Below are 14,477 nucleotides of genomic sequence, written 5' to 3'. Positions count from 1 at the left end.
ATGTTTTATAGAAAATCATGATTTTTTAACATAGCTATGTGTTTTATTTTGAGTGAAAAGTCTTTTTTATAATTTGTTTTTCTATGTCTCTATGTGTTTAAAATATGCTTATTTACTAAAAAGTAAAAAGGCTATTATTAACGTAATGATTACATTGAATAATTGTGCTATTAAAAAGGCATATAATGGTTTTTTGCTGTTGTTGCTAAGCAAATCTTTAAAGTTGGTTTCTAGTCCTATACTTGTAAATGCCAGAGCAAACCAAATGCCTTGTAGGTTCTTTAAGCTATCCTTAACTTGATCTCGAACTTCGGGAGTAAGCAGGAACGAAAAAACTAACGAAGCGGCTATGAAACCGATGACAAACTTTGGAAAACGTTCCCAAATAACTCCCAATGTAGGTTTGGATGCTACGGCTTCGGCTGATTTATTATGGGTATAGGTCCAGTAAACAGATATGGCAAAAGCGGCTAGTCCTAATAACACATTTTGAGAGAATTTTACAATTGTACTTATTTTTAGAGCCGTTTCTCCTACTAATGAACCTGATGCTACGACTGCTCCCGAGGTGTCGATGCTACCACCTAACCAAGCTCCAGTTACTTCTTCGGGAAAGTTGAAATATTTGGCAATGATGGGCATAAATATCATCATGGGGATTGCAGTTACTAATACCATCGAAATGACATAGGATAGTTTCTTAGAATCTCCTTTGATAGCGCCTGATGTCGCAATTGCTGCAGAAACGCCACAAATAGAAACGGCACTAGAAATCATCATCGTTAGTTCATCATCGACTTTTAGTTTTTTGCACAACCAAAAGGCAAAGTACCAAACGGATAATACGACTACCAAAGCTTGAGCTAATCCTAATGTACCTGCTTTAAGAATGTCGGAGAAAATGACGCTTGTGCCTAATATGACCAATCCGATTTTTACAAATACTTCTGTAGCAAGTGCTGAACGAAACCATTCTGGGAGTTTGAAAAAATTACCAATGGCTAAACCTATTATCAAACTAAAAATTACGGCTTCTAGATTGAATCCTTTTATCGTCGTGTTTCCAGCAATTATTAAAGCAATTACGGTTAATACATAAACAATTGGAAAGCCAAATAAGAAATTTTTTACCGATTTTCCAGTTAAAAAAGCGCCAATTGTTCCTATCGAAATAAGGTATATAGATTGTAATCCAATGATTTGTAAATTCTCTGAATCAAAGACATTGTTTAATAAATCTGTTGCATTTTCCCACTTGAATACAGGAACTTCTGGAAGAAAAATAAATAGAGATATCCCAATTATTAAAAATCCTAAAATAACGACTGTCCAGTCTTCGTGAATGGTATATTGTTTTGTTTTAATTGACATTTTAATATTTTTTATTTACATAAAATCTTTGCCCTGATGAAGATGCAATTCGGTGCGTTACGTCTCTACAAGAAAACCTTTGTACCTTTGCACCTCAGAGCCTTAGTACCTCCTGTAAAACCTTTAATTCAAAGCCACATCAACCTCGTTTTTCAAATTGTTTATGCCTTCTTTCTTGAAAATAATTTCCCCTTTTTGATATAAAATCAAGGTTGGAAAAATATTTATGTTTTTTAAATCTGCAATTATCTGTGGACTGTCTTCGAGTTCGATTTCAACAATTTTTAATTTTTCACCGTATTGTGCTTTGATAGTTTCTAAAATTGGTTTTACTTTTTTGCAAGCGCCACAATATTTAGATCCAATATCTACTAGAACAGAATTATTTTCGGCAACTATTTTGTTGTATTCTGTTAGTGATAATTTACTTTTTGAATTAGTATAAAAAGGTTTTCCGTTTCCAATCCAGTTGGCAATTCCACCTTCTAAACTGTAGGCTGCTGCAAATCCATTTTTTAATAGTTCTTTTTCTAAGGCTACACTTCGTCCAGCTCCAATTGAATAGATGAATACAGGTTTTGATTTATCTAATGCAGCCACATATTTGCCATAATTTTCGGATTGTAGATTAAAATTGACAGCGCCATTGATATGATTCAGAGCAAATTCATCTGCACCTCGCGCATCAATTATCTGAGGATTTTTTTGACTTTTTATTTTCGAATAAAATTCATCTAGCGATACTATATTCGAACTTTTATCTTGAGCAAAGCCTGCAATTGTAAATAGCAAGACTAATGCTGTGAGGCTATTTTTAAGTTTTGAATTTTTCATAGTTTTAAGAATGAGTTTGTTGTTCAAAATAAACTGGACTTGGACTTTGGTTAGCAGTATTATTTGCTTTTTGTGTTAATGGAACCGCAAGCACTCCTTCGGCTAAGGCACTTCCTTCTTTTTTAGATTTGAATATTGGCCAAAGAAATTGTGCATACCATTCTTCTTGTTTGTATGATTTCATTCCATACGATTTTGGAAATTTGCGTGTTATTAAACCTGTTCCGAAAATCATATCCCAAATGAAAAACATATTTCCAAAGTTGCCTTTAAAATGCCCAACGCCATCTCCACTAGTATCAGCATGATGAGCGTGATGTGTGGCAGGAGTCGAAATTAATCGTTCTAAAACCCATGCAATAGGATGTAAAACTTTGTATTTGTAAAATGGTTTGTCCCAGGCAATACTAGAATGTGCTCCCAAAGTGATAAAACTTTTTATCACCAAAACAAATAAAGCAGGCAATCCTAATCCTAAATAAGTTAGGGTTGCTGTTAAGTATATTTGAGAAAAGAATACCGTGTAGATAAAGTTTTGTCTAGAAGCCATTGCCATTCCCATGTATGGAGCCGAATGGTGTGTTCTATGAAAACGCCATAAGAATGGTACTTGATGATGCAAGCGGTGGTACCAATATTGAGTTAAATCATCGGCTATTGCTATTAAGAAAAAACCTCCCCAAAAGGGAACCCAAGAAAGTGAATTTTCTAGATTCGGAATTATATATGGTAAAACCGTTAAACTAAAAAAAGCAATAACTGGTGGTAAAAGTAATTTTGGGGCAAGGAAACAAACGATATCGATTTTTCGTTCTTCACCAGTCCATTGATCATCGTATAAGCCGGCAGCAAATTCGATGATGCCTAAAACCAGCATAAAAGCAATTAATCCCCAACTACGAATATTTTGGAATGCAGGTTTTACAAATTCTAAAAAAGAAGGTAATGTGATATGTGATTCACTTACGATGCCATTACTAAATTTAAAATATAAGTAAATTGCCAATACTGGCAATGAGTATATAAAAAGACTGATTACTAAATCTCTTTTTAGTTTGCTATTTGAATTATGAGTTGTTGCCATGATTTCTTATTTTAAAATTTGATTAATTAATGTTAAGCCTCCTGCCAAAATGATTAGCGGAATTAAAAAAATAATCGCTCCAACGATGATTTTTTTTCCTATTATTTCAAAGTCTACTCGTTTCATATTATGTGGAATTTATTTTAATTATTCAGCTCTTTTGAGTTTTTATAATAGAGCTGAATTAGATTTATTATTGGTCCATTGAGCATAATTTTTTAACACAGAGAAGCATAGTTTAGATAGTTTTAAAAAGACGTTTCATTTAAAATAAATCACATAGCATTATGCGAAAAAATTATAATTTTCTAGAAATACCTTAAATTTTGTTTTTCAATCTATGTTTCTATGTGGTAAATACATTTTTGCGAATTATTTTCAAGGCTATTATTAATTAGCAGCTCCAGATTGTGTTGCTTTTTTAGCCAAATCCTGAAGCGTTTTTCCTTTATCGGCTCCAAGATTATGTATTCTTCTATTAAATACATCTTGCCAGTCGATTAGCGGATAAAGGTTGTTTTCTTTTGCTTGTTCATCAAACACCTTTTTTAGCTCTGCCAATTTCTCTGGATACTTTTTTGCCAAGTTTATACGTTCGTTAAAATCTTCGTTTAGGTTGTATAATTCCCAAACATCAGTATCAAAATTGCTTGGTGTTGGTGCTTCGTTTTTGCCCAATGAATTTTTTATAGCAAATGAATCAGGGAGATGTGCTGCAGCAGCTTTCCAACCGTCTTTGTAAATGGCTCTGTTACCAAAAATATAGTAGTACTGCACTTTGTGTAAGGATTCTGCTTTTGCATTATTAAGTGAAGCATATAAAGTAGAACCCTGTATGATGTCTTGTTTAATTTCACGAATATATTCTGGCGCTTTAATTCCAGCAATATCTAGGGTAGTAGGGAGTAGATCAGTTACATGACTGTATTGATTTCTTATTCCTCCTTTTTCGCTTATTCCTTTTGGATAATAAACAATCAGCGGATTACGTGTTCCGCCTTCAGATTGTGCATCTTGTTTCCAGTTTTTAAAAGGCGAATTTGTTGCTTGTGCCCATCCTAACGGATAATTAGTATTTAAACCTTGTGCAGTTCCAATTTCTCCAATATTGTTTAAATTATTTTGAAGATTTTGCTCATCGGATACGGTTTTAGAAAAAAGAGATTGGTTAATTGTACCTTGCAAGGTACCTTCTTTACTAGCACCATTATCACCAATTGCAACAAAAATTAAAGTATTCTCTAATTGATTGGTTTCTTTTAAATGGTTTACAATTCTTCCTATTTCGTGATCGGTATAAGTAAGATACCCTGCGTACACTTCCATAAATCGGGCATATACTTTCTTTTGATCAGCAGTTAATTTTTTCCAATCGGTAATAAGCGGATTGCGTTCTGGTAATATGGCATTGGTAGGAATTACACCTAATTTTTTCTGATTAGCCAATACTTTCTCACGATATACATCCCAACCTTCATCAAATTTCCCTTTATATTGATCGCTCCAAGATTCGGCTACCTGATGAGGTGCATGAACCGCTCCGGGTGCATAATACAAGAAAAATGGTTTGTTGGGAGCCGCTTTGTGTTGCTTGGTAATATAACTAATGGCTTTATCGGTAATCTGATCCGTTAAATGCCTGCCATCTGGAGTAACATGAGCATTATCTTCTACTAAATCGGGTTTGTATTGATCGGTTTGTGATCCTAGGAATCCAAAAAAGTGTTCAAAACCTTTACCGGTTGGCCATCTGTCAAATGGTCCAGCATCGGTAGCTTCTTCATCAGGAGTCAATCCGTATTTACCTACTGCAAAAGTATTATATCCTTTATCTCTTAAAATCTCAGCAATGGTTCCTTTATCAGAAGGGATTCTTCCGTCCCAACCAGGGAAACCAGCTGACATAACAGTATGCGAGAATCCGCTAACATGTACTCTTCCTGAATTTCTTCCGGTTAATAAAGCGGCACGGGTTGGTGCACAAATTGCCGTTGTATGAAAGTTGGTGTAACGCAAGCCATTATTTGCCAAATTATCAAAAGTGGGTGTTTGTATCAAACCTCCAAAAGAGCTAGAAGCGCCAAATCCTACATCATCAAGTAAAATCCAGACAATATTTGGTGCTCCTTGTGGTGCCACAACTGGTTCTGGCCAATATTCTTTAGAATCGGCTAAGGTTTTACCAATTACTCCCTTAAAGCTGGCATCTGGATTTGTTTGTGCAAATCCTTGTAATGCTCCTAATTGCGTAACAAGTAAAGCAGTAATCAAAAGCCTTTTTTTAGGACTTTTGATTGTACTGTTATTTTTGATTTTTTTCATTTTAAATAGTTTTGATTATGGTTTGTAGTTAATATCCTGTGTTTTGAGGTAAGCCTATCGGATCAATATTTCGTTCGCTTTGCGGAATTGGGTATAAATTATTTCTTTCAGAAACAGAAGCCTTGGCAGTTACTTTTTTTACTTCGGTAACTAAGGTTCCCCAGCGTACTAAATCATACCAGCGTTGCCCTTCCTGAACAAATTCTTTTTTGCGTTCTTCCTGAATGGCTGCCCTAAATGTGGAAGGAGTTAATCCTGATAAATCAATCGTAGGATCTGGTGTATTGATTGGTTTTCCATAAGCTCTTCTTCTTACTTGGTTCAAAGCTTCATAAGCTTCGGTTGTTGGAGCTCCCTGTTCATTTATTGCTTCTGCTAAAGACAATAAAATATCGGCATAGCGAATAATAGGAAAGTTAATTGCTACATTACCTGGAGTTGCTAAGTTGGTGAGATCCAGATATTTTTTAAATATTGGCTTCGGAAAAGTATAAAGTATTCCTGTAGTAGGATTGAGCAATTGTTTTGCATAACTCACATCTCTTCTCGTATCTCCTGCAGTGTAAGTATCATAAAACAAAGCTACATCCGAGATAATGTCTGCTGGTTCAGTGGCAGTAAATCCTGTAAAAGAAGTTCCTTGAAAAGTACTTCCGCTAGATCCATTACCTGCTTGATTTGGCTCGAATTGTACAGAAAAAATATGTTCTTTTCCGTTCTTTCTTGTTTTATTAAATACATCAGAAAAACTTTCAAAAAGGGCATATCCATAACCACCATTAATAACTTCTTTAGCTTTAAGGATAGCATTTGGCCAATCTTTTCTCGTCAAATACACTTTAGCCAAAATAGCTTTTGCAGCTCCCGAAGTGGCACGTCCGGCATCATTTGCAGGATAAGTAGGAGGTAAGTTTTCAGCATCTTTTAAATCTGAAATAATTTGAAGATAGACAGCATCTACAGTTTCTCTTCTTGACTTTAGACTTTCTAATTGGATTGATTTTGGTTCATGTAAAACAATCGGTACATCGCCCCAAAGACGAACTGCCTGAAAATATAACAAGGCTCTAATGAATTTAGCTTCATTAATTAATCTTGTTTTTACAACTTCAGAACCTGATACTTTAGGGATATTATCAATCGATACATTGGCTCTGTTTATTCCAGAATAAATTTGGCGCCAAGCAACCTGAACACGATCATTAGTGGCATCGTGAGTTAAACTGCTCATTGCTCTAACTTGAGGATTAGTTGCTGAAACTCCTGCGGCAGCATAATCAGATCCCATATCAGTAAGGAAATATAGATTTCTCCCAAATAAACTTTGCTCACCCGGATCAAGACTCAATGAGGCATATACTGCATTTACGCTTGCAACTGCATCATCTTGTGTTTTAAAGTACTTATCTTCGGTTACAAAAGAGGTTGGTGTTACCTCAAGTTCTGTGCACGATACAAATAGATTGGCACTTACTAGTAATGTTATTATTATTTTTTTCATCGTTTATCTTTTTACTTAGAAAGTTACGTTCAAGCCAGAAATGAATGTTTTAGAGTTTGGATAAGCACCAAAGTCAATTCCGGGATATAAGTTGTTTTGTTCGTATGAACTCACTTCTGGATCATAACCAGTGTATTTAGTCCATGTAATTAAGTTTTCGGCAGATACATAAAATTTAATGCTCTTTGTTCCTAGTTTAGAAGAAAGGCTTTTAGGTAATGTATATCCAAAAGTGATGAGTTTTAATCTCAGGAAAGAAGCGTCTTCTACATAACGTTCCGAAACTATTCCTAATGGAGAACTCGATGCTCTAGGAATTTCATTGCTTGGATTTGTTGGAGTCCAGCGATCGTCTAGCGTTGCTGCAGCATTAGTTCCAAGAGTTGAAATTTCTAATTGTTGGTTAAGGGCATTAAATATCTTGCCTCCATAAGATCCTTGTAAAGAGAAATTCAAATCGAAGTCGCGATACGAAATGGTATTGCTAAAACTTCCCACAAATTTGGGCTGAGAACTTCCAAGATCTCCCTTGTCTGCGGCAGATATTACTCCATCTCCATTAGTATCTACATATTTTCGATCTCCAATTCTTGTATTAGCAAGACTATTTATTTTAGGCTGTGTATCAACTTCTTCCTGAGTCTGAAAAATACCATTGGTTTTGTATCCCCAAAATGTTCCCAAAGGTGATCCTACTTTAACTGTTACAGGCTGTTGTTGTAATAAAGAACCATTTGGCACTACAGGGAAAAATTGATCAACGCCATTTCCAATAGAAACTACTTTATTTTTATTGGCTGAGAATACGAAGTTTGAATTCCATGAGAAGTTATCCGTTTTTAAATTTTCGGTTATTAATCCAATTTCAATACCTTTATTTTCTACACCTCCAATATTTTGAAGTACTGTTGCATATCCTGAAGTAAGCGGAATTGGGACATTAATAAGTAAATCTTTTGTTTTTTTGTAATAGACATCAAAAACAAAATTTATTTTTCGGTCTAATAATGACAAATCTAAACCTACATTATATTGATTGGTTTTTTCCCATTTTAAGTCTGGATTTGCCAATCGGGTAGGAGCTAACCCTGTTTGTAACGTTCCGCCAAAAGCATAGTTAACAGAACCCATTGAAGCCAAAGAAAGATAATTTCCGATTTCCTGATTTCCTGTTGTTCCAGCAGTCAATCGTAGTTTAGCTTCGGTTACGCCTTTGATGTTTTTAGCAAATTCTTCATCGGTAATATTCCATGAAAAACCTGCTGATGGAAAATAACCCCAAAGCGATTCCGAACCAAATCTTGAAGAACCATCGGCACGTGCAGATAACGTAAAATTATATTTACCTTTATAAGAATAATTTACTCTGGTTAACCATGATTTCAGCACACTTTCGAATGCATCGCTGTATGGTTTTATAGGCACACCATCTTGTAAAGCATTGTAAGTATTAGCATCATTTACAAAAGTATTTGATCCCGCATTAACTACTTCTCCTTCCGTGTATTGAAGAGTATATCCTGCCAAAGCCGAAAATTTATGGTCTTCGCCAAAAGTTGTATTGTAGTTTAATGTATTCTCGTTTAATACGGAACTTACTAATCGGTCACCTACAGATGCTAATCCTTTTGTTCCTGCACCATTTGTAGTATTCGATGGAGCATAATAATTTTGTTTAGTTCCAATAACATCTCCACTTACAGCAACTTTGGCAGTTAGTTCTTTAGTTATTTTATATTCCCCAAACAGGCTGGTCAATATTCTATTAATTTTGGTTTCATTGGTAGTATTTTCCAAATCATTAATCGGATTTGGTATATAACCATTAACAGATGTAGCGTAAGGATTTTGAGTTACATTATAAGATCCATCCGGATTTTTTATAGGAACTACAGGAGCTATTAGTAAGGCAGCAACTAGCGGATTAGGTTGTCTACTACTTGAATTAGAACCAAGACCATTAGATATTGAGTTGCTATAATTGGCATTTACACCGAACTTAAAAGCTTGAGAATAGTTTCTTTCATAATTGGCGCGTAGAGAAATTCGTTTAAAATCAGATCCAAGCAAAATACCTTCCTGATCAAAATAACCTGCAGAAATAGCATATCTCGAGCGTTCGTCTCCACCAGAAAAAGAGAATTGATGATTTTGAATAGGAGCAGCAGTTCTAAAAGCTGCCTTTTGCCAGTCATAATCTCCAGAAGTTTTTAACGCTTCTATTTGAGCTGGCGAAAACGAAGGCGGTTGCCCGATACTTGCCTGAACATCATTGCGTAAACTTGCCCATTGGCTGGCATTCATCAGGTTTAGTTTTTTCGAGACATTCTGAAATCCAAAATAGCCTTGATATGAAATATTATCTTGCCCTTTTATTCCTTTTTTGGTAGTAATAAGTACGACACCATTTGCACCACGAGATCCATAAATTGCAGTTGCCGAGGCATCTTTAAGAACTTCAATAGATTCTATATCACTAGGATTAATTGTTGATAATACATTTATAGTTGCTCCGGAATAAGTTACTCCTGCTGTACTATTGTTATTGTCATTGTATATTAATATTCCATCTACAACATAAAGAGGTTCATTACCAGCAGTAATTGAGTTTCCTCCTCGAATACGTACACTAGAAGATGCTCCAGGCTGTCCAGAACTTTGGGTAACAACTACTCCGGGAATTGCACCTCGTAGTAAGTTGTCTGCCGATGAGGTTACTTGTGCCAGATTTGCTTTAGGAACAGAAGCTACAGAACCAGTAATGTCTTTTCTTTTTTGAGCTCCATATCCTACAACTACTAATTCGTCTAGTTCTTGGCGTTCTTCTTTTAAACTTATGGTAATAGGATTCTTCTCAACGATTACCTCAGCTTTTTTATATCCTATATAGCTTACTATTAAAGTGTATGGAAATTTTTGACCCGTTTGAAAATAAAACTTCCCTTCTGTATCAGTTACAACTCCGTGAGTAGTTCCTTTAATATTTACAGAAGCTCCAATAATGGGTTGATTCGTAATATCATCGACTATTGTTCCGTCGAGTTTAGATTGTATAAGGGGGGTAGTATTTTGTGCCTTAATACCAGCTGATACAAACAGAAGTAGCAGCAATGAGTATATGTTTAATTTTTTTTTCATTTCTTTGTGTTGGTTTAAATAGTAAAGGCATCGCGAAAGCTGAGAAATCAACTATCGTTTCCTTTATAAAGAGATTCACATTTTTTTTTTAAGCCTGCCATTTCTGTTGCCGCAGAAATGGCTTTTTTTATTTACAGCAACTTCTATACATAGTTTTCATTTTCCTTTTTTTAGTTAATTATTTATTTTTAGTTTTTTACATGTTATTCCACCAACCTGTTCCTTACGCATGATATAAAGAATAGTTTTGTACTTTCAGTAAGATAATAGTGGGAGAGTGTTTAATACAATTCGGTTAGTTCAAACTATATAGTTATAACTTAATAGGTAACATAAACGAAAATAGTACGAAGAGAATTAGCAACAGATACACATATAACAGAAGGTGTTATAAGTGTATTCTTTAGGAAGGATGTAGTTCGATATTCTCTCGATTGTTTTCAAAATATAGATTATTTTAATTTAAACTCTACTAATTCTATAGACAAAGTTATATTATATATAATAAAAACCAAAAATTTATATAATTATTTTTTAAAATAAATAGGAAAGATGTAATTACTTGTTCTTTTTGGTTTTTTAATTTATTGGTTGTTAGGTTTTTATGTTTGTTTGTTGTTCCGTTTTTTATTTATAAAAAATAAATATCAATTAATAAAAAATAGCTTTTTTAATACAATTTGAGTCTAAAATCTTAATTTATTGATTATCAAAAACTTCATTCAGATGAATATTATAGCATGAAACCGCCGTTTACCTTATTTATAGCTTAATTTTTAACAAAAGTTAGGTAGGAAAGCAATCCCGTTATTTCCATATAATATACGTTAAAGTGATTTTTAAATTTATATTATTGATAATAAGTTATTTATACTCTTTATTGATACGGGTTAATTTCTTTTCATGTAATTTTTTTAGTTAATTTTATTCGGAATAAAACCACCATTGTTTAAAAAAATATCCAACTGGACATAAAGAAACCATTAAGGATAATATTGTCTTTAATATGACAAATGTCATTTTAAGTAGAAATTGATTTCTTTAATTTTGACTTTTAATTAAAGAAGTCTATAAATAGCGTACTGATTTAATTAAAAACGATATTAAAAACAGTCAATTATGAGTAGTTTATCTCAATCACACAAAATTTTATTTTTAAACACTTTTGCATTTACAATATGTTTTGCTTGCTGGACACTAAATGGAGTTTTGGTTACTTATCTTGTAGACAAAGGCATATTTAATTGGACAGTTGTAGAAACGGGTTGGCTGTTAGGAATTCCTATTTTATCAGGATCAGTTTTCCGACTTCCTATAGGTATATTAACAGATAAATATGGAGGTAAGATTATATTTTCTGTTTTATTGTTATTATGTTCTATTCCTCTTTTTCTTCTTCCGTTTGCCAATTCATTCTGGAGTTTTGCAGTATTAAGCTTTTTATTTGGATTAGTAGGGACAAGTTTTGCAGTAGGTATAGGATATACTTCGGCTTGGTATCCTCAAAACTGGCAAGGAAGAGCTTTAGGTATTTTCGGAATGGGAAATGCAGGTGCAGCGATTACCACTTTTATAGCGCCCACTTTATTAAATCACTTATCAGAAAAAGATCCTACAAACGGATGGAAAATGTTGCCTATAATCTACGGAGCCGTTTTGGTTTTTATAGGAATACTTTTTATTGTTTTTGCTAAAAATAAAACCAATCCGGGTGTTTCAAAAACGATGAAAGAACTAATGTCACCCCTTAAAAATATTCGAGTTTGGCGTTTTGGAGCCTATTATTTTTTAGTCTTCGGGTGCTTCGTAGCGTATTCACAATGGTTAGTGCCTAATTTCATGAATGTTTACCATACATCATTAGTAATGGGAGGAATGTTTGCCACTATGTTTAGTTTACCATCAGGAATAGTTAGAGCTTTTGGAGGTTATTTATCCGATAAATTTGGAGCTCGAAAAGTTATGTATTGGGTTTTAGGATCATCGATAGTTATTAGTTTCTTACTGATGTTCCCAAAAATGGAAATCTTTACAGCTGGCCCAGGAGTTCTGGCTACCAATAATGGTATTGTTACCGAAGTTGCCGCCGATGCAATATTAGTAAATGGCAAAGTACATAAGGTCAATCCCAAAGCAACTTCAAAGGATGATGATACAGCCATTTTTCCAGTTAAAAACTCTTGGCAGGAAATTCTTGTAAAACAAAATCAAGAAGTGAAAAAGAAAGAATTACTAGCTCAGGGAATTACTCAAATTAAATTTAGCGCCAATCTTTGGGTTTATGTGGTTTTGGTAATACTTATAGGTATTTCATGGGGGATTGGTAAAGCAGCAGTTTATAAACACATTCCAGAATATTTCCCTAATGAAGTAGGAGTTGTTGGCGGAATGGTAGGCTTAATAGGTGGATTAGGCGGATTTGTTGGCCCAATTATCTTTGGTTACCTCCTAAATTATACTGGGCTCTGGACCAGTTCTTGGATATTTATTTTCATAGTATCAGTGCTGTGTTTGTTGTGGATGCATCGAACAATTATAAACGCAATGAGATCAAAATCACCAAATTTTACCAGAGAGATAGAAGATAAGCATTAAAAAATTAAATAAGATAGAATATGAAAACTTGGTTAGATAGATGGGAGCCCGAAGATGAAGCATTTTGGAACTCTACCGGAAGTAAAATTGCTTGGAGAACATTAACAATAACAACACTTACTCTAATATTATCATTTGCCTCATGGTTTATGATGAGTGTTATTGCTGTAAAGTTACCCGGATTAGGATTTCGTTTTACTAAAGATCAACTTTTTTGGTTAACAGCCATTCCGGGATTAGCAGCAGGACTTTTAAGAATTATTCACACTTTTATATTACCAATATTTGGAACACGACATGTGGTGTCTTTTGCCACGCTTATTAAATTAATTCCTGTAATCGGAATTGGTTTTGCAGTGATGGATACAAGCACACCATTTTGGGTATTTGCTGTATTAGCATTTACAACAGGTTTTGGTGGGGGAGATTTTTCTTCTTATATGCCAAGTACAAGTTTATTTTTTCCAAAAAGACTAAAAGGTACGGCACTGGGAATTCAGGCAGGAATTGGAAACTTTGGAGTTTCGGTAGCACAATTTGTTACACCACTTATTATAAGTGTTAGTATTTTTGGTGCTGCGTCAGTATTTACAAGTATTGATCATAAAGAAGCAATAGTTGTTTTTCAGAACGCTAGTATCGAAAAACAAAAAGAGGTATTTGCCGCTTTAGATCCCGATGTGCAAGCTAGGATATTGACCAACGTAAAGAAAACGGTTATTGATTCAGTAAGCAAATCAATCAAATCAGATGATAAAGTGGTTCTTTTTACATCATTGCCTTTAAAAGCTAAAGCCAAAGCTATTGCAAATGCAAACCCAAAGATGGCTGAAAAAATATTAAATGATATCAGTCCTAAAAATACCGCAGTTAAAAACACAGAAGTTTATTTACAGTCGGCTGCATTTTGGTATGCTCCCTTTCTAATATTATTGTCTATTATAAGTTGGTTCTATTTAAGAAGTATTCCTATGAAAGCCTCTGTTAGAGAACAAATGGACATCTTCTCCAATAAACACACTTGGTATTGCACCATTACTTATGTGATGACTTTTGGAACATTTGCAGGTTTATCTGCAGCGTTTCCTTTAATGATCAAGTTTTTATACGGAGATTTTCCTAATGCACCAGATCCATTAGTATATGCTTTTTACGGCCCTCTTATAGGATCAGCGAGTAGAATTGCTTTTGGTTTTATTGCAGATAAAGTAGGTGGAGCTATACTTACTACAATTACAGGTTTAGGAATTTTGGCAGGATCCATTATATTAGTTACAGAAGGATTAGTAGCACCTACAAGTATGGATCAATTTCCTCTTTTTGTAGCAGTTATTCTGGCGATGTTCTTTTTTACAGGAATCGGAAACGCTGGTACGTTCAGACAATATCCAATTATTTTTGCCGAAAACCAACGTCAGGCAGCTGGAGTTATTGGTTGGACAGCGGCAATTGCAGCATTTGGTCCATTTATCTTTTCTAAATTAATAGGAAATAATCTTTCGGCTAATGGTACTGTAAATCAATTCTTTATTGGCGTTGCTATTTTCACTATATTAGCTACAGGTATCAATTGGTGGTTCTATAATCGTAAAGGTTGTGAAAAACCGAGTTAATAAGTAATTCATTAAATAT

The 14,477-nt window shown here is 34.2% G+C and carries 8 protein-coding genes; 2 read left to right on the top strand and 6 right to left on the bottom strand.

Annotation, left to right across the window (positions count from 1 at the left end; genetic code table 11):
• Positions 1-108: 108 nt before the first annotated feature.
• The 6 genes from OIU80_RS13405 to OIU80_RS13380 all read right to left on the bottom strand — a co-directional run bounded on the left by OIU80_RS13405 (position 109) and on the right by OIU80_RS13380 (position 10,250).
• A complete protein-coding gene (locus OIU80_RS13405; RefSeq protein ID WP_264287510.1) occupies positions 109-1,371 on the bottom strand; it encodes a YeiH family protein in 1,263 nt (420 codons plus the stop codon).
• 123 nt (positions 1,372-1,494) lie between these two features.
• Entirely contained in the window at positions 1,495-2,205 is a 711-nt protein-coding gene (locus OIU80_RS13400; RefSeq protein ID WP_264287509.1) for a thioredoxin domain-containing protein, read from the bottom strand.
• Between the two features lie 4 nt (positions 2,206-2,209).
• A complete protein-coding gene (locus OIU80_RS13395) occupies positions 2,210-3,289 on the bottom strand; it encodes a sterol desaturase family protein (RefSeq protein ID WP_264287508.1) in 1,080 nt (359 codons plus the stop codon).
• Between the two features lie 390 nt (positions 3,290-3,679).
• On the bottom strand, positions 3,680-5,611 hold the full coding sequence (locus tag OIU80_RS13390; protein WP_264287507.1) for an arylsulfatase: 1,932 nt from the start codon (positions 5,609-5,611) through the stop codon (positions 3,680-3,682).
• A 28-nt stretch (positions 5,612-5,639) separates the two neighbouring features.
• A complete protein-coding gene (locus tag OIU80_RS13385) occupies positions 5,640-7,112 on the bottom strand; it encodes a RagB/SusD family nutrient uptake outer membrane protein (RefSeq protein WP_264287506.1) in 1,473 nt (490 codons plus the stop codon).
• Positions 7,113-7,127: 15 nt separating this feature from the next.
• The gene (locus OIU80_RS13380) at positions 7,128-10,250 is read right to left on the bottom strand and encodes a SusC/RagA family TonB-linked outer membrane protein (protein ID WP_264287505.1); all 3,123 of its coding nucleotides are present in this window, start codon (positions 10,248-10,250) and stop codon (positions 7,128-7,130) included.
• Positions 10,251-11,369: 1,119 nt separating this feature from the next.
• Between OIU80_RS13380 and OIU80_RS13375 the strand changes: the two genes are divergently transcribed.
• Positions 11,370-12,845: an MFS transporter gene (locus OIU80_RS13375; protein ID WP_264287504.1), complete on the top strand. Its 1,476-nt coding sequence runs from the start codon at positions 11,370-11,372 to the stop codon at positions 12,843-12,845.
• 20 nt (positions 12,846-12,865) lie between these two features.
• Complete coding sequence (locus tag OIU80_RS13370; protein WP_264287503.1) at positions 12,866-14,458, top strand: magnesium transporter MgtE N-terminal domain-containing protein; 1,593 nt, start codon at positions 12,866-12,868, stop codon at positions 14,456-14,458.
• Positions 14,459-14,477: the final 19 nt, after the last annotated feature.

The organism is Flavobacterium frigoritolerans, assembly GCF_025847275.1.
Lineage (GTDB): Bacteria > Bacteroidota > Bacteroidia > Flavobacteriales > Flavobacteriaceae > Flavobacterium > Flavobacterium frigoritolerans.
Note: the sequence above shows the minus strand (reverse complement) of the source record. Positions and strands in the feature narration are given on the sequence as shown.

Excerpts from the sequence above, each read along its gene's own strand:
- OIU80_RS13390 (WP_264287507.1), bottom strand. The coding sequence starts at position 5,611 with ATGAAAAAAATCAAAAATAACAGTACAATCAAAAGTCCTAAAAAAAGG.
- OIU80_RS13400 (WP_264287509.1), bottom strand. The coding sequence starts at position 2,205 with ATGAAAAATTCAAAACTTAAAAATAGCCTCACAGCATTAGTCTTGCTA.
- OIU80_RS13385 (WP_264287506.1), bottom strand. The coding sequence starts at position 7,112 with ATGAAAAAAATAATAATAACATTACTAGTAAGTGCCAATCTATTTGTA.
- OIU80_RS13375 (WP_264287504.1), top strand. The coding sequence starts at position 11,370 with ATGAGTAGTTTATCTCAATCACACAAAATTTTATTTTTAAACACTTTT.
- OIU80_RS13370 (WP_264287503.1), top strand. The coding sequence starts at position 12,866 with ATGAAAACTTGGTTAGATAGATGGGAGCCCGAAGATGAAGCATTTTGG.
- OIU80_RS13395 (WP_264287508.1), bottom strand. The coding sequence starts at position 3,289 with ATGGCAACAACTCATAATTCAAATAGCAAACTAAAAAGAGATTTAGTA.
- OIU80_RS13405 (WP_264287510.1), bottom strand. The coding sequence starts at position 1,371 with ATGTCAATTAAAACAAAACAATATACCATTCACGAAGACTGGACAGTC.
- OIU80_RS13380 (WP_264287505.1), bottom strand. The coding sequence starts at position 10,250 with ATGAAAAAAAAATTAAACATATACTCATTGCTGCTACTTCTGTTTGTA.